This window comes from Halomonas sp. SpR1 (genome assembly GCF_031010175.1).
Classification (GTDB): domain Bacteria; phylum Pseudomonadota; class Gammaproteobacteria; order Pseudomonadales; family Halomonadaceae; genus Vreelandella.
Map to the genome: position 1 here is coordinate 186,081 of NZ_JAUAMB010000002.1, position 17,156 is coordinate 203,236.

The 17,156-nt window shown below is 52.6% G+C and carries 24 protein-coding genes; 11 read left to right on the forward strand and 13 right to left on the reverse strand.

Going from position 1 to position 17,156, the window contains the following annotated elements; all coding sequences use genetic code 11:
- Nucleotides 1–27: 27 nt before the first annotated feature.
- Both QT231_RS02645 and QT231_RS02650 read left to right on the forward strand, forming a co-directional pair.
- Nucleotides 28–1,452 carry a DegQ family serine endoprotease gene (locus tag QT231_RS02645; protein WP_308335373.1) on the forward strand — a complete coding sequence of 475 codons (1,425 nt, stop codon included), beginning with the start codon at nucleotides 28–30 and terminating at the stop codon, nucleotides 1,450–1,452.
- A 453-nt stretch (nucleotides 1,453–1,905) separates the two neighbouring features.
- The gene (locus QT231_RS02650; RefSeq protein WP_308335374.1) at nucleotides 1,906–3,132 is read left to right on the forward strand and encodes a site-specific integrase; all 1,227 of its coding nucleotides are present in this window, start codon (nucleotides 1,906–1,908) and stop codon (nucleotides 3,130–3,132) included.
- A 454-nt stretch (nucleotides 3,133–3,586) separates the two neighbouring features.
- Here the strand turns inward: QT231_RS02650 and QT231_RS02655 are convergent, their stop codons facing one another.
- The gene (locus QT231_RS02655) at nucleotides 3,587–4,030 is read right to left on the reverse strand and encodes a hypothetical protein (protein ID WP_308335375.1); all 444 of its coding nucleotides are present in this window, start codon (nucleotides 4,028–4,030) and stop codon (nucleotides 3,587–3,589) included.
- 233 nt (nucleotides 4,031–4,263) lie between these two features.
- On the opposite strand from QT231_RS02655, the gene QT231_RS02660 reads away from it, so the two are divergent.
- Entirely contained in the window at nucleotides 4,264–4,548 is a 285-nt protein-coding gene (locus QT231_RS02660; RefSeq protein WP_308335376.1) for a hypothetical protein, read from the forward strand.
- 279 nt (nucleotides 4,549–4,827) lie between these two features.
- On the opposite strand, the gene QT231_RS02665 is transcribed toward QT231_RS02660, so the two are convergent.
- From QT231_RS02665 to QT231_RS02720, 12 genes are all read right to left on the reverse strand, one after another.
- Nucleotides 4,828–5,193 carry a hypothetical protein gene (locus tag QT231_RS02665; protein ID WP_308335377.1) on the reverse strand — a complete coding sequence of 122 codons (366 nt, stop codon included), beginning with the start codon at nucleotides 5,191–5,193 and terminating at the stop codon, nucleotides 4,828–4,830.
- Between the two features lie 52 nt (nucleotides 5,194–5,245).
- Nucleotides 5,246–6,040, reverse strand: a complete 795-nt coding sequence (locus QT231_RS02670) for a DUF2303 family protein (protein ID WP_308335378.1) — start codon at nucleotides 6,038–6,040, stop codon at nucleotides 5,246–5,248.
- A complete protein-coding gene (locus tag QT231_RS02675; RefSeq protein ID WP_308335379.1) occupies nucleotides 6,040–6,399 on the reverse strand; it encodes a hypothetical protein in 360 nt (119 codons plus the stop codon). Before QT231_RS02675 ends, QT231_RS02670 begins: the two co-directional genes overlap by 1 nt.
- Before the next feature lie 100 nt (nucleotides 6,400–6,499).
- A complete protein-coding gene (locus tag QT231_RS02680; RefSeq protein ID WP_308335380.1) occupies nucleotides 6,500–6,910 on the reverse strand; it encodes a DUF3617 family protein in 411 nt (136 codons plus the stop codon).
- A gap of 99 nt (nucleotides 6,911–7,009) precedes the next feature.
- The gene (locus QT231_RS02685; protein ID WP_308335381.1) at nucleotides 7,010–7,939 is read right to left on the reverse strand and encodes a hypothetical protein; all 930 of its coding nucleotides are present in this window, start codon (nucleotides 7,937–7,939) and stop codon (nucleotides 7,010–7,012) included.
- Complete coding sequence (locus QT231_RS02690) at nucleotides 7,936–8,781, reverse strand: hypothetical protein (protein WP_308335382.1); 846 nt, start codon at nucleotides 8,779–8,781, stop codon at nucleotides 7,936–7,938. Before QT231_RS02690 ends, QT231_RS02685 begins: the two co-directional genes overlap by 4 nt.
- A 74-nt stretch (nucleotides 8,782–8,855) precedes the next feature.
- Nucleotides 8,856–9,146 (reverse strand): hypothetical protein, encoded by a 291-nt coding sequence (locus QT231_RS02695; RefSeq protein WP_308335383.1) that lies wholly within the window; start codon nucleotides 9,144–9,146, stop codon nucleotides 8,856–8,858.
- Nucleotides 9,143–9,427 carry a hypothetical protein gene (locus tag QT231_RS02700; protein WP_308335384.1) on the reverse strand — a complete coding sequence of 95 codons (285 nt, stop codon included), beginning with the start codon at nucleotides 9,425–9,427 and terminating at the stop codon, nucleotides 9,143–9,145. Before QT231_RS02700 ends, QT231_RS02695 begins: the two co-directional genes overlap by 4 nt.
- Nucleotides 9,424–9,627 carry a hypothetical protein gene (locus QT231_RS02705; RefSeq protein ID WP_308335385.1) on the reverse strand — a complete coding sequence of 68 codons (204 nt, stop codon included), beginning with the start codon at nucleotides 9,625–9,627 and terminating at the stop codon, nucleotides 9,424–9,426. The genes QT231_RS02700 and QT231_RS02705 overlap by 4 nt, the downstream gene beginning before the upstream one ends.
- A gap of 869 nt (nucleotides 9,628–10,496) precedes the next feature.
- Nucleotides 10,497–11,063, reverse strand: a complete 567-nt coding sequence (locus QT231_RS02710; RefSeq protein ID WP_308335386.1) for a hypothetical protein — start codon at nucleotides 11,061–11,063, stop codon at nucleotides 10,497–10,499.
- Entirely contained in the window at nucleotides 11,063–12,040 is a 978-nt protein-coding gene (locus QT231_RS02715) for a hypothetical protein (protein ID WP_308335387.1), read from the reverse strand. The genes QT231_RS02710 and QT231_RS02715 overlap by 1 nt, the downstream gene beginning before the upstream one ends.
- A gap of 27 nt (nucleotides 12,041–12,067) precedes the next feature.
- On the reverse strand, nucleotides 12,068–12,856 hold the full coding sequence (locus tag QT231_RS02720; protein WP_308335388.1) for a S24 family peptidase: 789 nt from the start codon (nucleotides 12,854–12,856) through the stop codon (nucleotides 12,068–12,070).
- 44 nt (nucleotides 12,857–12,900) lie between these two features.
- On the opposite strand from QT231_RS02720, the gene QT231_RS02725 reads away from it, so the two are divergent.
- The 8 genes from QT231_RS02725 (at nucleotide 12,901) to QT231_RS02760 (ending at nucleotide 17,150) form a co-directional block, all read left to right on the forward strand.
- Complete coding sequence (locus QT231_RS02725; protein WP_228634491.1) at nucleotides 12,901–13,098, forward strand: helix-turn-helix domain-containing protein; 198 nt, start codon at nucleotides 12,901–12,903, stop codon at nucleotides 13,096–13,098.
- A gap of 58 nt (nucleotides 13,099–13,156) precedes the next feature.
- On the forward strand, nucleotides 13,157–13,486 hold the full coding sequence (locus QT231_RS02730; protein WP_308335389.1) for a hypothetical protein: 330 nt from the start codon (nucleotides 13,157–13,159) through the stop codon (nucleotides 13,484–13,486).
- Between the two features lie 32 nt (nucleotides 13,487–13,518).
- Entirely contained in the window at nucleotides 13,519–13,710 is a 192-nt protein-coding gene (locus tag QT231_RS02735; protein WP_308335390.1) for a hypothetical protein, read from the forward strand.
- A 534-nt stretch (nucleotides 13,711–14,244) separates the two neighbouring features.
- A complete protein-coding gene (locus tag QT231_RS02740) occupies nucleotides 14,245–15,219 on the forward strand; it encodes a replication protein (protein ID WP_308335391.1) in 975 nt (324 codons plus the stop codon).
- A gap of 2 nt (nucleotides 15,220–15,221) precedes the next feature.
- Nucleotides 15,222–16,043: an ATP-binding protein gene (locus QT231_RS02745; RefSeq protein WP_308335392.1), complete on the forward strand. Its 822-nt coding sequence runs from the start codon at nucleotides 15,222–15,224 to the stop codon at nucleotides 16,041–16,043.
- Nucleotides 16,040–16,543, forward strand: a complete 504-nt coding sequence (locus QT231_RS02750; RefSeq protein ID WP_308335393.1) for a hypothetical protein — start codon at nucleotides 16,040–16,042, stop codon at nucleotides 16,541–16,543. The genes QT231_RS02745 and QT231_RS02750 overlap by 4 nt, the downstream gene beginning before the upstream one ends.
- A complete protein-coding gene (locus QT231_RS02755) occupies nucleotides 16,543–16,854 on the forward strand; it encodes a hypothetical protein (RefSeq protein WP_308335394.1) in 312 nt (103 codons plus the stop codon). The genes QT231_RS02750 and QT231_RS02755 overlap by 1 nt, the downstream gene beginning before the upstream one ends.
- Complete coding sequence (locus tag QT231_RS02760; RefSeq protein WP_308335395.1) at nucleotides 16,854–17,150, forward strand: hypothetical protein; 297 nt, start codon at nucleotides 16,854–16,856, stop codon at nucleotides 17,148–17,150. Before QT231_RS02755 ends, QT231_RS02760 begins: the two co-directional genes overlap by 1 nt.
- Nucleotides 17,151–17,156: the final 6 nt, after the last annotated feature.

A 17,156-nucleotide genomic window follows, 5' to 3' on the forward strand; every position in this document is an offset into this window, starting at 1 on the left:
GTTATTACATTAAGTAGGAGCTCTTGCATGAAGCGCTTGATTCTCCCTTCCACGCTTTGGGTCTGTGTGGTGGCACTGCTAACGTTTGGCCAAGTCGCCAACGCTCAGAATTTGCCCGATTTCACCGCCTTAGTTGAAGACGCTGCTCCAGGGGTCGTGAATATCTCGACCAGTCGAACGGTACAGCGCAGTAGCGCGCCGGGTTTTGGTGGGTTCGGTGGTCAGGAAATCCCGGAAATTTTCCGTCACTTTTTTGGAGAGGAGTTCGGTGATCGCTTTCCAGCACCGCCTGGTGGCGGGCAAGGGCGTACAGAAGAGCGACAGTCTTTAGGCTCCGGGTTCGTCATCAGTGAAGATGGTTACATAATGACCAATGCACACGTTGTGCAAGATGCCGATGAGATCCTCGTACGGCTCAATGATCGGCGTGAATTGAGTGCGGAAGTGATAGGTAGCGATCCACAAACGGATGTGGCGCTACTTAAAATTGATGCCAGTGACTTGCCCACGCTTACTCTGGGGGATTCTGATGAACTCAAAGTAGGTGAGTGGGTGGCTGCTATTGGCTCACCTTTTGGTTTTGATCATTCGGTCACCGCGGGTATTGTCAGTGCCATTAACCGCACCTTGCCGCGAGATGCGTATGTGCCGTTTATTCAAACCGATGTGGCAATCAATCCCGGCAACTCCGGTGGCCCGTTGTTCAATCTGGATGGCGAAGTGGTGGGTATTAACTCGCAAATCTTTACTCGCAGCGGCGGCTTTATGGGCGTCTCGTTTGCCATTCCCATTAACGTTGCCATGGATGTGGCCGAACAACTGCGTGAAGGTGGCCGCGTGAACCGTGGTTGGTTAGGTGTGATGATTCAGCCCGTTTCTGACGACCTGGCCGAATCTTTCGGCATGGAGAGTGCGATAGGCGCTTTGATTGCTGACCTTGACCCCGAAGGCCCCGCGGCCGAGGGTGGGCTTCAGGCTGGCGATGTCATCCTGGAGGTCAATGGTGAAGAGGTCGAACGCTCGAGCTCACTGCCACGGCTGATCGGTAAAGGTGCGCCAGGTACCGAGGTGGAGCTCACCTTGATGCGTGACGGTGAAGAGCTGACCGAGTCAGTCGAATTAGGTAGTTGGCCAGATGCCGAGCAGCAGACAGCGCAGACCAGCAGCAATAATCAAGCGCGCCTTGGCGTAATGGTCGCTGAAATTGATGACGCCATGCGCGAGCAGTTGAATATTCCCGGCGGTGTGGTTGTGCGCCAGGTTGAGTCTGGCAGCGTGGCCGCAGAGGCCGGCATTCGCCCAGGTGATGTATTAGTGAGCATTGATCACCGCAGCGTTTCCTCTGCCGATGAGCTGGTAGAGGTTGTCGAAGCGTTACCCACCGACCGTGCTATTCCAGTACGTCTGTTCCGCGATGGGCGCTCACTCTTCGTAGCGCTACGTCTGGAATAACCCGCCTATTTTCAATCCAGGTCCGGCGGTTCTCGCCGGACCGCTGTTCCTAGCCTGCGCATATCGCTACAATAGCGGATATCTTTTTGTCGGAAATGGCCCTTACTTTTAAACGGCAGCTGTTTTCGAGCTTTGAACTCTCGAAGCGGTCTGCTAGTGCGGCCGCTTGCGTACCACTAAGGCAGAACAGACTCAATGTCCCAAGACGTTCCCAACGGAAAGCTTAAGCACATAAGAAATTTTTCTATTATCGCCCACATCGACGATTAACCACGCACCACTAGCTAACACTGCACCACTCTAAGCCCCTCTAATTACCTGCCTTTTCTTATCTTTTCGTAAACCTGCGCACCACAGCGCACTACTAAAAAACACTGCGAACCGCTAGAAATATGTACTTGTCCGTGTACATACTATGTCTCTTATTCAATCGTCGCTGGGGAGCATGTACACATGGCGCTAACCGACGCTTGGCTTAAGTCCGTCCATCGAAAGCCAAGAGAACGATCTTTAGAGAAAGCTGACAGAGATGGCATGGGCGCTAGGGTGACGCCTGCAGGTAAGGTGGTTTTTCAATTGCGGTTTCGTTACCAGGGAAAAGCTGCGCGCATGGATCTAGGCAGCTATCCTGCTATGTCGCTTAAAGAAGCTCGCGACGAAGCCTTGAAGCGACGTGGGCAATTAGAGCAGGGCTTCGATCCCCGCGTACAAAAGCGTGTGGAGCTAAGTGCGATAGCAGATGCACACACAAATGAAACGCTGGTACGTGATTGGTATGTTCGCTATTGCGAGCCCAATAAGGTTGGAGCGCGCGAAATTTTGCGGTCGTTCGAGCTTCACGTTTTCCCCACACTCGGCGCCTTGCCTGTGGATGACACCGGCTTACGGCAATGGATGGATCTATTGGAACGCTTAGCGGAACATAAGCCCAGGATCGCCGAACGCCTACTGGCAAATATGAAGCAAGTTCACAAGTGGGGCGCAAGACGCGGACTGACTGAAAGCCAACCCCTTGCTGCCATCAGTGCAAAGACAGATCTCTACGTTAATCGCATGAGGGAGTCGGGAAGGGCGCTAAGTGACGAAGAGCTGAAGGTGGTGTGGCACGCCATGGCCAGGTCTCGTATGCCTAGACGATCACAGCTTTTCGTTAAGCTGGTTCTCTTTTTTGGGTGTCGCCCAGGAGAATTAATGCATGCTGCAAAAGGGGAGTTTGATTTTAAGGAAGGGATTTGGTCTATACCGCCAGAGCGGCACAAAACCGGAAGGAAGACTGGAAGGGTGCTCAAACGGCCAATTATTGAAGAAGTGGCGCCACTAATACATGAAGCCATGAGCCTATCGCACAGCCGCGATTTGCTCTTTAGTGCTGAACTGTCTGATAAGCCTATGCACCAAAGCTCAACATTGAGCTACCCCCGCAACATCATGAAGGTGGCCGAAAAGCAGCTTAACTACCCAATGGCGCATTGGTCTATGTACGATCTGCGGAAAACAGCTAGAACGAACTGGTCGACGTTGGCCGAGCCTCATATTTGCGAACTGATGCTCGGCCACGTTCTTCCAGGCGTTTGGCAGGTGTACGACCGCCATGATTATTTGGAAGAGCAGGCGACAGCCTACAAGGCTTGGTATGAGCGCATTATGCGGCTTGTAGCTGGCGATCTTCCCAAGCCTTGATATCGCTCTCTCGCCAGCGAGATTCAGCACCATGGCCTCCCTGAATAACGGGTTTAGGAAACCCCTTGGTGCTTTGCCAACGTTGTAGAGTGTTACGGCTTCTGTTGTAACGTTCACATAGTTGGCTTGTGCTTATGTATTGCTCTTGCATGATAATCTCCTGCATCCAGGCACAAAAAAACCGCTCATTCGCGGCGGTAGTCTTTAAATAATCTGGTTGATAAACGCCAGCGGGGCGTATCAGGGATAAGCTGTCTCTTGCGGACAAGTGCTGCGATCCGCTTGGCATTTGGGAGCTGGTCGAGCATGTAGGTACTCCGTGCAGCTGACGATGGTGCGATGCTTGCTTTTGCTAACGGTTGGCATGGTGGAAAAGGGAAGCTGGCCACAATCGGCAATGGCATGTTGGCAGGACATGCACAGGGTGGGTTTGGGGTAGTGTTTCATGTATCGCCTACGCCACTAGTGAGCCGATTGCTTTGATCTTGGGCAGATTGTCCAGGCGCTCAAACAATGCCGCTGCTTTTTCATCGTCGGCTTGAGCGAAGTGGTAAAAGCCTGCTTGTTTAGCGGCTTCCATAAAGTGGGGCACCATGTCCCATATGGCCTCATTGCGGAGCTTGGCAGCGCTGCAGGGTTTGCCATCAATCATGGCAATGGCTTCAATCATGCCTAGCCGGTAACCGGTCGAGGATTCGGTAATATGGATACGCGCACCTTCATCGTCGCAAGCGAACCAAGCAAAAGCTTCAATCACGCGGCCTTTGTGCGCGCCTTCCATCACTTCGGCTTTTAAATCGCCTAAGGCGCTAGCGGTTTCTACCTTTCCACCCGCCATGAGTGGGCGCTTGTCGTTTTCGTCATCGCCAATGATGTGAGTTGTGATGTTGAGTTTCATATTTCACCTCGCAAAGTTGTTACTTTTTAGTTTGCAGCGGAAGCGCGCCTCCATGCTCCCGACGCGTTTGCCACGATTGAATCCCTTGGCGTCGCCACCCAGACCAAAGAACAGGTGAAAGTGCCGGATTTCTCGATGCTCGAGCATGTGTATCCTTCTGGTATTAAAAAGGTGGCGTAAACGGATGAGGCTGAGATAAGTTTGTAGGTAAAATCCAGCGAGGAGTGCGACCAATGTCACATACAATACGGATTCATGAATCCAAGATCGATCAGATGGATCAGGGTGACTTCCACTTGATTGCTACTGTGGGACAAGGGGAAGAGAATTACGTGGGGGAAGGGCGCGAAATTAAACTGGATAAGCGTCTTCCGCCATTCGTGGGGCGTGATCATCCTGGCACTGACATGACCCCAAAGGTGTTGCTGATCGAGTCGGATAGCCCTGATGATCCAGCCACAATCCAGCGGTTCAAGGATGAATTGGGCGTTTATCAGCCACGCAAATTTCATACTTGATCTAGCGCAATCTTGTTCGCTGACGGGCTCTTCGTTTAGCGGCCATTGCATCGCATAATAGTGGCCTTGAATTCGAGGGCCCCGTATCGTGGGGCAACCGGCTTTGCCTATGCCTACTGATAAGCAGTCAACTCGGCCCGCAAACGCTTGCCCCATGCCAACGTTTGCGGGGTAGAGCTAAGGAGGGCGGCATATCTCCGCTGCACTGGCTTATTGGTACAGGTAAACCACACGCCACCCCGAGCCGGTGTGCAAGCGGTCAGGCGCGATGCTACTCATTCAGAAAGGGATTTCATCGTCGAACGTGTCGTACTGTGATGGATCAGGGGCGCCATATGGCGGTGGTTGCTGCTGACTTTGTGGCGCCTGATTGGGTGGGGGCTGCTGATATCCACCGTTGTTCGCTGGTGGCTGCCCCTTGCCTTGCTGCCGGTTCGGCTTAAAACAGGACATCACCACGCTGTCGCGGTTGTCGGGATTAGGCAGCCCGGCTGGGTTAAACCAGCGATGCATGATGATAAATTCACTGCCGTCGTCGTTCTTCATCAAGGCGCCGACGTTTTGCCAGCGGCCTTTTGTTTGGCCTGATTGTCGATCAAGGTATTCGCCGGTTTTAACGGCAATGTCGCGTAGCTTCTGAGCCATGTGACCTCCAAATGGAAAGGGCCCGAAGGCCCTCAGTGGTTGGGTGCTGCTGTTAAGGCTGGAAAGTGCCCAACAAGCACTCGCTTTCTGGCAAGCCATCCGTCACTAGCTTGGCGAACTCGGCGGCTATCTCTTCTTTGGCTGCGTCCAGCGCGATAGCGCGTAATCCAAACGATGGCCCGCCTTTCGTCTTGCTCGATACTCGCATTGCCAGCGTGCGATCTGTTAAGCCCTCGTAGGGTGTCAGCTTCCAGTAGATAACAGCAGGCAAGCGTTCGGCGTTCTTTACGGTGATGCTGTTCATGACGCCAACGCGGCTGGAATGCTCCTGCTTTTCGCTCTCAATGTTGGTGAGATCTTCTAGGCTGACTTTCCGGAAGGCGTGAATTACCTTGCTACGCTCCAACGCTTCGCCTTTGCTGTTTTCAAACGCAAGCAGATGGCCCCAATCTTCTACCAGCTCGACCATTTCCTCCTGGTCGAAGGTGCTGCCGTCGGCATTTAGGTAGGCAGTGAACTCTGGTGTTTTGGGCAGGTTCAGGGTGGCGGAGTGATCGCAGTGGCCAGGGCGCTCCGTAATGCCGATATCCAGATAAGAGCATGCCGCCATGGCGTCGCGGTCGATGAAGACAGGGGCTTCACTCTGGCGACCTGCCACGTAGGAAATAAAGTCTTTCAGCCCTTTGGTTCTGAATTGCCCACGAAAGCGGCGGCGCTGGTCTTGGTACTTTTCCATATCCACCAGCTTGAAGTTATCGCCGACGATCAACGCGTGACCCTCGGCGGCTTCGGTACCAGTTTTGTGACTAGCTTCAATATGCTGTAGGGCTTCTTTGGTCAGTGACATTATTGCTTCTCCTGTTGGGCGCCTTTATCGCGGTGGGGGTGGCCGATCATGTCGAACTGGTTCTTGGGTTCCAGCGTCATTTCGCCGCCGGTGTTCACGCACATGACCGTTTCGGTGGTGTGTTCTTCTGACTGTGTGCCGTGTTCGGTCGGAATCTTGAAGGCCAGCTTATGGGTAACGCCGACCCGGGCACCTGAGCCAATATTCTCGACTGTCAGATCAATCGATACTTTGGCTTTCTTTTTCGGGTTGTCCGTTGCCGACGCTGCCGCGTGGCTAAGGACTTTACCCAGGCGTTCAGCCAATACGCCGCCGTCCAGATCCTCAATGAATCTGGTCACATCGGTTGGGTGTGACATACGAGTACTCCGTAGCAAGGGTGGTTGTGAATGGGAGGCATCAAAAAGGCCACCTCAGTGGGTGGCCTTAAATCAGCGCGTATTAAGCGATGGTGGTGCGTTAGCAGTCTTCTGCAATCCAACGGTTTTCTTGGGTCGTTGTAATTGTTTCGCTACTAATCAGCTCGGTCTTGGAGGTAGTGTGCTCTTCGCTATGCTGCGTAATGGTGATATTAATCTCAACATCTTGATCACCGTATGAATTAGACGCAGAAGCATGAACTGTGTTGCCGCTCTGCGTGAACTCAATATCAGTAAATCCAGCCTCATTGAAGTCACTGCGAAATGCCGCTTCAGGGTCTTTAGCTTCCTCTTCTGTAATACACTGCTGTTCGGTCATTTCTTGCGGCGTCTCACCACCAAGAGCATTGCTTTCAATGGTCTGTTCCCATAGACCTGGCTTCAATTCAAAAGCCCAAGCAGGCAGCGAAGCTGTTACCAGCAGTGTGGCAATTAGGCTCTTCCGCAGCATATTTCACTCCAGTTATGTAAAGGGGGAGGGCTAAGAATAGCTTAATTTGCTGCTTGAATGCGAATTGACTTAATAAAGCAGTATTAAACAAGGAAACACTTAAGCAGCCAATTGCTCCATGGCATCGCTATAGCCAGACCAGTTATCAACGCCCATTGCCTCCAAGGCGCGCAGCTTGGCTTGATCGGCTAGCAGCTGGTCGTATTCAGCACGGCTTATGGTGACCGTCTCCAGTTCGCCAGCTAGATCCACGCCTATCCACTCGGGCTCATTTAGCTCGGCAGCGGCGGGGAGTGGTTCTGGTTCCGGCGTTGGTTGGGGTACCGGGGCTGGCGGTGGATTTCGCTTGGCTTCCTGTTCCGCTTTGAAGCGGCGTAGTTCTTCCAGCTCTTTGCGCTCGGCTTCGCGGCGTTGGTCCTCTTCGCGTAGGCGTCGGCGTTCGGCTTCGACTTCCGCTTGCTCGGCCGCTAAGCGTTCTTTTTCCAACGTTTGGCCGTGCTGTTCGCTGATACGCTTCAATACCTCGGCCTTGGCATCTTCGGCCTCGCTGGTGACGTCAAAGTAGCCGTCTGTATCAATCGCTACGGCTGCGTCGTGTAGCTCGGCGAGGCCAGTGGAATCCAGCCCCTCAGCGGTATCCAAGAAGCTCCAAATTTCGACGTTGATACGCTCGCGGAGTTTGGCGATGCGCTGTTGCTTCTCACGTTCGGCGCGCTCGTCTTCGTGCTGTTTGGCGTCTTTCAGTGGCTGTTCAATCGCCTGTAGCTTCTCCACCAGGTCTTTGCCGTAGCCGTTTACGCGGTCGATAAAGTCGCGGTGGGGCTTAGTGATCTCTTTCCGGAGTTTTTCAGTGCTGGTTCGGTAGGTGGTTAGCTCTTTGATGCCTTTCTTGCAGAGGGCGTAACCTTCTTTAGTCTGCACATTGGGCACGGTGCCGTATTGCTCTCGCAGCCCTGCCAGGGCCTGTTCAACGGCATCTAGTTTTACCAGTTCACCTTTGTACTCTGCGTTGGGGGCTGCGTTAGTCATTGATCATTACCTCCTGGGTCGGCTAGCTGTTTTTTTGCTTCTTGCTCTGCGTAAAGACGGTGAAGGCCAGCATCACGAGCTTCGCTAATCATTTGCTGCCCTTTAGCGGGATCAACCCGGGCCATGCTGGCTTTATCGGGTATGCGTTGCAGAATTGAACTTGCTGCCAACGCGATGCTTTTGGGATGGGGGATTTTGTTGCGTAAGCTGTCGCACTCACGCTTTAGCCAGTCGGCATACTCTTGCCGGTACTTCTCAATTTCGGCGTCTTGATCTTCTGCCACCGCGATACGTGTCGCGGCCTGTTGGGCCTGGATGTAGTCTTTATTATCGAAGCGGCCGTAATAAACGTCGGCGGCGAACCCAAGTAGGGATAAACATTTCTTGATGGCGTCGGTCACCGACTTTTTAGGTGCTTCGCCATCGGTTTTCCATTTGCCGGTACCGGTGCGATAAACAGCGCGGGTATGGCCAAATTGGGTAACCTCGCCACGCTCGCCGTTCCAGCGGTACCAGAGTGCCAGGCGAATAGTGTGGGTTTGCTCATGGGCGATTAGCTCGCCTTTAGTGCCTAAAACGGGAGCGCCGATATCGTAGCGCTCATCTTCGATGTGGTAGCCCCAACCGATGCCCATGGGGCCGAATAACTTGGTGGCTTGCTCGATGACGTACATCGCATCAAGCGTGGTGATTTGCTGGCCATCCACGTTGGCTTCTTTAACGGCCGTGGTTGGCGTCTTTTCAACTTCACGCCACAGCTCTAGGTGGTCGGCGCTATCGACCACGCGATAACGCCCAGATGGCACTCGTATGCGAGGCTTCTCGCCCGTGGTTGGGTGCATGCTGTATACTCCGTAAAGATCTTCCAGTCGTTGATCAATGGCTCCTAACGTGTTCCCGCACGAAAGGGGCCTTTTTATTGATTGAGCGCTCGCCATTCGCTCAGAGCTTCGCGGGCCTCACGGAAGGACTCGCTGTGTTCGGTCATGCCGTCTTGGTCGCTGGCGACAAGCTGAACGGTTAAATCTGATAGGGCGCGAGCCATACGCTCGGCACTTTCATGGTGTTCTTGCGTAGCAACCAGTAGCCGCTCCAGCTCTAAGTGATCGTGCTGGTTCAGGCTCGTGCTGTCTTTGGTGACTTGGTAAACCGCGGTGCCTGTGTTTTCATCCCAGCCAGCTTGACCAGTAACTCGCCAGTCGCTCATGCGGCTCTCCTTTCGGCTTCGTTTTCTTCCTGCTCCCACTGCTCATCTTCGGCAACGTCCTTGGCCCAGGCGTATAGCACCCGCTGGCCTGATAGCGGCTGAATATAGGCCTCGACCAAATCCGCAATGGTTGTTTCAGCCGTGAGCTCATCAACTGCACTGGTGAGGTCGCCGACCTCATCTAGGTAAGCGGCAAACTTGGCCACGCCTTCGAGGTCGCCGTCGTGAATGGCTTCGGTGATCGACTCTGCGCGGAGCTGAATTTGAATTTCGCGTTTCATGGCGCTCTCCAAATCTGTAGTAGCGGCTTAGCAGTGCCTGCTTGGCGTCTTGCATAGGCTGCCAGGCGTACTGCATTGGCTCGGTCGATGGGATCGTTTAAATCAGGCTGGAAAGGGCGGCTGGCCAGTTTGGGGCGTTCACCTACAGCAAAGCCCTTGGCGCGACGCTGGGCGCGCTGCTCAATATGTGCGGCGTTCATGTCGTTTCACCTTAAAGATGAGTTCAAAGGGATAGCCGTGACGCTTAGCGGCGCGCTTAGCATTTTTGCGGCTACAAAAAAGCCCCAGGTCGGGGCGAGGGATAATCAAATGACGATACGGCTCACGCAGAATGAAGCGGCTCATCCCACACCTCGCGGAGCTGCTTTCGTAGTTTCCGCTCCGCTAGCAGCGAGTCGATAGCCGTTCGTTTTGCATAACGAGACGACCCTTTCTCATCGTTGATTGCCCGCCGCTGGGATTTCGTAATTGGCAAAATGGGTTCTTGTTGCATGATGACCTCCACTATTTGTCGTGCCGCCTCAGCTCGCAGTGCCATTGCGATGAATGAGGAAAGGGGAGAAGCGGCACGGGCATGGCGACTCTGCGAGAGGCCATGCCAAAAAGAAGCCCACCGGGCGGTGGGCGAATGTGTGCACTTCCATGTGCGGAGTTACATCGGTGGAATACCCTCTCGGCGACATACCGTTTTGAACGGAAAAGACACTCCCCGATGGCCCCTGTATGCCAAGGGCCAACGTTTCCCAGTACTTCGACAGCCCTGGGCGGCGTACTCCTAGCGAACTCTCGCGGCGTTACCCGCTACGGCTGGCTAGGCTCATCGTGTTGTTAAAGAGCGGTGGCCTATGAGGGCCTGAACCGGCTGCGCCGTGTTCGTGCATATAAATTTATGCACTAATGCATTTATTGTCAATGCATTAGTGCATATTTTTATGCACGGGCACAAAAAAACCGCTCTAGAAAGCGGAAAAATATATAATTTTGTGTTTGAAGGTGGACGAGGTGCAGGATCCAAGTTCTGGCTTTTCGCCTTGAAGCCTATGTGTAGATAATTTTTGTTACATAGGGCCTATGGGTCTGGCTGATGGAGCCGTTCGCCTAGGTAATAGAGACACAAAAAAGTTACTGTCACAAGCTGAGAAAAAACTGTATACAGCATAAAAATATATCCATACCACATGCCTGTACCTAAGCGCTCATTGTCTATTAGATGTTCAATAATGCTGTTAAACGAAGGCCCTAGGCCAATTAAAATCAGTAATGTGATTGATTCAGCCGTTAAAAATGAGAATGTAAGTGCTAAAAAACGCCTTCTTGTCAAGGAGATAATATCGCCTAGATAATCTTTTATAATGGGCGTTGGCTCAGGCATATGCTCATCAATATCGTTTCTATTAAAAGCCACAATAGCGGCTAAAGCCGCAATATAAAAACCAGGGAGAATTCCAGCTAAACTAGCAATGTTATCCTCTAAAAATCTCCAAGATAGAGGTTTTTCAGAATATAAATCACCTAAGCCAGTAATCACAGTAATTAATATGGCTAAAAGTAATGGTATGCCCCAGTCTACTACCCACTTTGAGTGATGCTGTATTTTTAGATAAGCGTATGGTCTTAATATTGTTTGCGATAGCATTAAGTTATCCTCAAGTGATACTTCATACTATTTTTAATATCGTTTATGATGTCTGTATATGATGTGTTGTCGGCACTGTAGTTCAGTGAAGCTGTTTTGTTATAATACTCACAGTTTGTAGGGTCTGAATCAGATAGATCAAATTCAGCAGATTCAGTACCCTTTGTCTGCCCAGGAGGAGTGAAACGTAGCTTTGCATGATCTAAATCTGGCTTATCTTTTTTAATAGATCCAAGAAAAACCTTCAAATTGTCCATTCTAGTGCCTGATGGAGCATTGAAATCTAGCTTAACATGAGTAGATTTTTCAATAAAATGCCCATGTTGATCCCATTTTTTAAATTTTTTCCTTGATACAAGCTCAAGACCTGAGATTTTACCATTTTCAATATCATTTTTCATCTGGCTGGATGGTACGCCGTCTACACGCACAGTGAATTTGAATTTACATTTTCTTGGATTTCCTCTGGTATCTTTAGAGCCATCAGGGTGGTTGTACTCAAAGTCTTTAGGATGTTTTGACTTAGACTCCCTAAACGCTTTATTAATTAAGTTAGTTAGTCGAGCCTTAGAAAAGCCGGACACTTTTTCAACTATCATTTCGCTTTCGCCATTTACTAGGCTTCTTTTGATCATGACATGACAAGAGAATTCCATTCTCTCGCTGTTTAGCTTTGTAATTTGATTTCTTTTGTTTGATTTTTCGTCGTAATAAGTTGGGTCTGAGTATCGGTCAGTTGTGAAATTGAATAGTATCAATATGTATTTTGCATGAATCTCATAATTGACTATTACAAACTTCTCTTTGCCAGCTTCGTAAAAAACTCCTTTTGACAGACCCTCAATCAATAGGTCAGGAGCCCTAGATACTATTTTAGTTGAGAGAGGTGAGTTGGACTCATTAGCTTTTAGTTTATGCACGTGAGTACCAACAAAAGACAAACTATAAAAAGAAGCTTTTCTCTCTTTAGATATCATTAGAAATTCCCTAAATGGCCATTTTTATTAATCAAATACTTCCCACCAAAACACACGACCGATAATCTTCGGTGCATCTGGCCCCATCAGGCTGTGCGATTCTTCAGGGTATTCGTCGCTGTTATCGCTAACGAGGCGCACTCGACCAAGCGGCAATTTGTACAGCCGCTTAATCCGCAGCATGCCGCCATGATCGAGTGCATAGATTTTGCCGTCTATGATATGACGCGTGCCCTTGTCGATGGCGATAGGGGAGCCATCCGCAATTGTTGGCTCCATGGAGTTACCGCTAGCCGTGGCACAAGCTGCGTTCTCTGGCGAAACGCCGCGTTTAGCAAGCTTAGAGAGCGGAAACCGCATGGTGTAACCACCGTTCTCAACAACTTGTGTGCGGCCATCGCCCGCGGCGAACTCGACCTCTCGGAAACAGGGAAGCTCAACCTCATCCGAGCGTAGTGGGCCAGCTTCATCCATCAATTCAGTATCATGCATAACAATATCGTTTGATGCATGTGGCGATGGTTTAGCTGGAGTGTCTCCTAAAGGCTCATATCCTCGAAGCTGGTCACCAGTAACACCGAAATAGCCAGCAAGAAGCGATACTTGCCTATCACTCGGATGTTCAATTTTACCGCTAAGTATGCGTGACAACGTGGATTGTGAGACACCGGCGTGTCTCGCCACTTCAGTAGGGCGCAATCCTGAAGAATTTATGAGGCGCTGAAGCACCTTACCAACCGTATCTTTTTGCATGAATGCAATGATTGCCGACCTTTGTGCATACGGCAAATGCATTTGCTCTTGATTTTTATGCATTAACGCATATCCTATGCATAAGGCTCAACTCGGAGGAAATGTCCATGTATGGCGAAGAGCTGGCCAAAAAGCTGGAGGCCATTCTGGCATCCGGGGCTACCTATAAGGCGGTTGCAGAGCGCGCTCAGTGTGACTCTTCCACCGTCTACCGGATTCGAACCGGCGCGATTGCAAACCCCAGTTACTCGGTTGGCCGCGCTATCGATGAAATGCATGCCGCGCTTAACAAAGCTGCGGCTTGATACAAACCGCCTGCCTGTGAAGGCCGCGTACTCAGCACACCAGAAGAAGGAAGCCTTAATGCTGAACCGTGAACCGCGTATTCCCACCACCCGTAAGGCGGAGGGCGAGCACCTGGATAACCCCGCTCGCGTGCGTTTTAAGGATTCGGAATACCTCGCGCTGGAACAGGTGGCCGCAATGCGCCATGGGGGCGTTATCTCCCACGCAATACGGGAGTGCGCTCTTGTGGGCATGGAGGTGATTAACCTCCGCCAAGACGTGCTGCTAAAGCGTTTGGCCGAAGGCCAGAGCATGCAAGCCGCACAAGACGAAATGGTGGAAGCGCTCATGGCGCACCTCATCGAAAACCGCATCACTGAGCAGATGATGCAGCGCCTACGCGCCTAGCAGAAGGGCCGAACTAGGCCCGAGGAGTAACTGTGAACCGTGCAGTTTTAACACGCGCTTATCGGCTTATGCCGCCGGAGCATCAGGCGTTTGTAAGCCAGCAAGCGAAACAGCAGGGGGTAGCGGTGGAGGACGTAATGCTCGACCACGCCATTGCTATCGCGGGGCCCCTTAAAGACCAGCTCTATGCAATGCGTCGAGAGCGCAGGTTGCGAGCTGTGTAAAGAAAGTGCCTGACCGGGCTGCCGCCCGGCCAGGGCTTGGGGAAGTCAGAGGCGGCTAAGGACAACGATCAGCACCGTTAATGCAGAGATCGTTTTAGCCACATCTATTTTGACTTCCAGATTCAGGCGCTTTTTCACGGCTATATCCCCGTGGTCAGCGACCTGAGGCCTCAGGTCATTAGAGACCTGGTTTTATATAGCGCCTTGCGAGCGCTCGCCGATATCGCGCTAGCAACGAGGGATCAGCGGGCAGGCACTGCAGCGGTTTACCCCGGGATTCCCAGGACTTGCTGGCGGCTCGTCCCCGACGAACGGCCAGGAGCCAAGGGAGTCGAGGCGCCCCGGGTTGCGGTGCCCTTTAGCCGCCGTGTCATGGGCGACAACCAGGGTTGACGGCCCTGGCACCGCTAAGCATAGCGAGTTGATAGGGCGGTAGGAAGGAAAGCGGCCCTGATAGGGCTAGAACAGAAACGCAAAAGCCCAGCATATCGCTGGGGAGCGTGCCGGGCTTTGAACATCCATAACGGGTTAATTATGACGAATACTGCTGAAATTATCCAGTTTCCACGTCGTGAAGACGTCGATAGGCCGGAGCCTGAACGCTCTGGTAAGGGGCCACAAGTGGAAGACGGCTATACGCGAATAGCCAATGAGCTATTGGAACAGGTCATGGCGGCGCCGCTGACTCTGCGCGAAATGCGCGTGGTCATGGCCGTAATCCGGCTGACCTATGGTTGGAATCGTAAGCAGGCGCGTATACCTGGCGGTCTACTGGCTAAACTAACGGGCATGCCAGCCACCAAGGCAAGCAGAGCTATGGCTGCCCTGGTGGCAAAAAATGTTGTTATCCGTCATGGCGGCAGTCGCTCACCGGTATCGCTAAACAAGCATGCTGACCAGTGGAGGCTGGCAACACCTGAGCGCAAAACCCCACCACCTAAACAAGCCAAAAGTGCCGAAACTGACCAAACCGGACATAGCGAGCCAAAAGGGTACGACTCTTACCAAAATGGTAAATCTGAGTGTTACCAAAACGGTAACGCCTCTAAAGACAGGAAAGACAAACCCCTTCTCACTACGTTCGAAGGGGATAGCGATTCTGCTCCAAAGAAAACCAAACCGGTCGCCGCGAAAAAAACCGCCAAGGCTAAGCCGACCACGCTTGATCTTACCGACCTGCCGAACGGGGTTTCTGAGGATGCCGCCAAGGCATTCATCGATCACCGCAAGGCGCTAAAAAAACCGCTCACCCAGCGGGCGCTCATGCTTGCGCTAGGCGAAGCCGTGAAAGCCAGCGAGGCCATCCCCGGTATGACGCCAAACCAAGCGATTGACGAGGCCATTTTGGCAGGCTGGCAAGGCGTCAAAGCGCAGTGGTTGATCAACCGTGTAGGTGGCCGTGGCGCGCAACCCCAGCGCAACGATGGCCGCATGGGGTTTGCTCAACCGCTACCCGTTGGATCTTACGGCACCAACGATCTTGAACTTCCGGAATGGGCGAGGGATTAACTATGGCGCAACCCTTGACGACGACTCACGAGGTGCGTGGCCAGCTGTCCAGCATGCTCTCCGGTACCGCTGAGACCAAAGCCGACCATTGCCGTATCCATGGCGTATTTGCCAACACCAAGATGCCGAACGGCCAGTGGGCGGGATGCCCTCAGTGCGTGATGGAGGATGCTCGCGGCGTTAGCCAGGCAGAAGTGAGCCAGACCAGTGAAGCCAGCAGCCGCCGGCGACTTGAGAAGCTGCGCGAAGAATCCCTGATACCCAAACGGTTTGCCCATAAATCGCTTAACGGGTTTGAGGCGCACAGCCGTGATCAAGCCTACGTGCTGAGCGTTTGCCGGGCTTACGTCACCAAGTTTGACGAGCGCCTGGAACAGGGCGGCGGGCTGATTTTTACCGGCAGCGTGGGCACCGGCAAAAGCCACTTGGCCTATGCCATCGGCAATGCACTGCTAGCTAGCGGTCGCGTGGTCATGGGGATCGATGTGTACGAGCTGATCGATCTGATCAAAGAGCGTGCATTCAGCAAGGAGAAGGGTGTAAGCGAGCGTGAAGCAATTCGCGCTTTCGTGGGTGGCTTAGATCTGCTGATTCTGGATGAAGTCGGCGCGCAGCTCGGTACCGAGTGGGAGCGCCTAATGCTCTTCAAAATCATCAATGAGCGGTACAAGCAGATGCTGCCGACAATCCTGATTAGCAACCTGGAGACCGATCAGCTCGAGGAGTACCTGGGCAAGCGCATCATCGACCGGATGCAGGAAGGGGGCGGCGCCACGCTCAAGCTGGATTGGGGTAGCTATAGGGCACAGCGGGGTGCGGCATGAGCAAGCAAAAGCCCTATGTAAGCCGTGCATCGTCAGTGCAGGAAGCCTTGGCAGCCGTTGCTAAGCTCCCTCGCGTTCTTACCACAGCCATCCAGCAGTGGGGGCAAGTTGAGATTGTTATCCAGAAGCATGAGCCCAAACGCAGCCTCGACCAAAACGCTTTGCAATGGAAGTGGTGCCAAGAGGCGGGCCAGCAGGGCGACCAGACTGCCGACGAGTATCAGGCGTGGTGCAAGCTGCACATTGGGATGGTGATTCTCTGTCGGGATTCTGACAAGTACGCAGAGGCCTGCCGCCAAGTGCTGGGCGATCTTACCTATGAGCAAAAACTGGCGTTGATGAAGCACCCATTCGATTGGCCTGTGACACGCGCCATGAACAAAAAGCAAAAGGCTGAATACCTAGACCGCGTTTACCAGCACTTTACGGGGCTGGGTATGCGCCTGACAGATCCAAACCTCAAAGGCTTCAATCCAGCTGAATATCGGGAGGTGGCGTAATGCTTCCCAACGAGTGCTATCTGCCCACCAAGCCGCACCGTTGCCGCCAGTGGTTGAGCAACGTCCACGAGATTGATACCTGCGTGCTGTGCGGCGCCTGGGGCATTCAGGCTGCTCATAGCAATCAGCACCGTGGTCGAGACCAGAAGGCAAGCGATGCATTAACCGCCGCGCTTTGCCCAAAGTGCCACCACGAAATTGATAACGGCAAAGAGCTAAGCCGGGAGGAGCGCCGTGCACGTATGAACGAAGCCATTGTGTTGACGCTGGATGCATTAGCTAGGCGGCAGCTAGTGAAGGCGGTGAAGTAATGAAATGCCCTACGTCATGGCCAGATGGCAGCAAGCTGGGCGGGGAGAACGGCTATTCGCCTGAGTGGCATGAGTGGGCTCGGGAGTGCGAGGTGAAGTTCGTCGCTCGACAAATGCTGGCTGTGCCTAAAGAGCAACGTAAAGCGGTATTCGACCAGTGGGCAAAAGTGTTTACGCACATCACTCAGGAGAAGGTGAAAAGCGTGTGGGATCAAGTTGTTGACGAGATAAAACGCAACGCCAAAGGCAACAAAACGCAACAGTTGCGCAATAACGCAACGAAAACGCAACGATAGGGGGAA

Bases quoted from the DNA above. Each gene is read 5' to 3' on its own strand.
- QT231_RS02750 (WP_308335393.1), top strand. From the start codon at position 16,040: ATGAGCAAGCAAAAGCCCTATGTAAGCCGTGCATCGTCAGTGCAGGAA.
- QT231_RS02755 (WP_308335394.1), top strand. From the start codon at position 16,543: ATGCTTCCCAACGAGTGCTATCTGCCCACCAAGCCGCACCGTTGCCGC.
- QT231_RS02705 (WP_308335385.1), bottom strand. From the start codon at position 9,627: ATGAACGCCGCACATATTGAGCAGCGCGCCCAGCGTCGCGCCAAGGGC.
- QT231_RS02720 (WP_308335388.1), bottom strand. From the start codon at position 12,856: ATGCATAAAAATCAAGAGCAAATGCATTTGCCGTATGCACAAAGGTCG.
- QT231_RS02675 (WP_308335379.1), bottom strand. From the start codon at position 6,399: ATGTCACACCCAACCGATGTGACCAGATTCATTGAGGATCTGGACGGC.
- QT231_RS02670 (WP_308335378.1), bottom strand. From the start codon at position 6,040: ATGTCACTGACCAAAGAAGCCCTACAGCATATTGAAGCTAGTCACAAA.
- QT231_RS02745 (WP_308335392.1), top strand. From the start codon at position 15,222: ATGGCGCAACCCTTGACGACGACTCACGAGGTGCGTGGCCAGCTGTCC.
- QT231_RS02740 (WP_308335391.1), top strand. From the start codon at position 14,245: ATGACGAATACTGCTGAAATTATCCAGTTTCCACGTCGTGAAGACGTC.
- QT231_RS02650 (WP_308335374.1), top strand. From the start codon at position 1,906: ATGGCGCTAACCGACGCTTGGCTTAAGTCCGTCCATCGAAAGCCAAGA.
- QT231_RS02695 (WP_308335383.1), bottom strand. From the start codon at position 9,146: ATGAGCGACTGGCGAGTTACTGGTCAAGCTGGCTGGGATGAAAACACA.
- QT231_RS02760 (WP_308335395.1), top strand. From the start codon at position 16,854: ATGAAATGCCCTACGTCATGGCCAGATGGCAGCAAGCTGGGCGGGGAG.
- QT231_RS02730 (WP_308335389.1), top strand. From the start codon at position 13,157: ATGCTGAACCGTGAACCGCGTATTCCCACCACCCGTAAGGCGGAGGGC.
- QT231_RS02725 (WP_228634491.1), top strand. From the start codon at position 12,901: ATGTATGGCGAAGAGCTGGCCAAAAAGCTGGAGGCCATTCTGGCATCC.
- QT231_RS02665 (WP_308335377.1), bottom strand. From the start codon at position 5,193: ATGGCTCAGAAGCTACGCGACATTGCCGTTAAAACCGGCGAATACCTT.
- QT231_RS02655 (WP_308335375.1), bottom strand. From the start codon at position 4,030: ATGAAACTCAACATCACAACTCACATCATTGGCGATGACGAAAACGAC.
- QT231_RS02710 (WP_308335386.1), bottom strand. From the start codon at position 11,063: ATGCTATCGCAAACAATATTAAGACCATACGCTTATCTAAAAATACAG.
- QT231_RS02690 (WP_308335382.1), bottom strand. From the start codon at position 8,781: ATGCACCCAACCACGGGCGAGAAGCCTCGCATACGAGTGCCATCTGGG.
- QT231_RS02660 (WP_308335376.1), top strand. From the start codon at position 4,264: ATGTCACATACAATACGGATTCATGAATCCAAGATCGATCAGATGGAT.
- QT231_RS02645 (WP_308335373.1), top strand. From the start codon at position 28: ATGAAGCGCTTGATTCTCCCTTCCACGCTTTGGGTCTGTGTGGTGGCA.
- QT231_RS02680 (WP_308335380.1), bottom strand. From the start codon at position 6,910: ATGCTGCGGAAGAGCCTAATTGCCACACTGCTGGTAACAGCTTCGCTG.
- QT231_RS02700 (WP_308335384.1), bottom strand. From the start codon at position 9,427: ATGAAACGCGAAATTCAAATTCAGCTCCGCGCAGAGTCGATCACCGAA.
- QT231_RS02685 (WP_308335381.1), bottom strand. From the start codon at position 7,939: ATGACTAACGCAGCCCCCAACGCAGAGTACAAAGGTGAACTGGTAAAA.
- QT231_RS02715 (WP_308335387.1), bottom strand. From the start codon at position 12,040: ATGATATCTAAAGAGAGAAAAGCTTCTTTTTATAGTTTGTCTTTTGTT.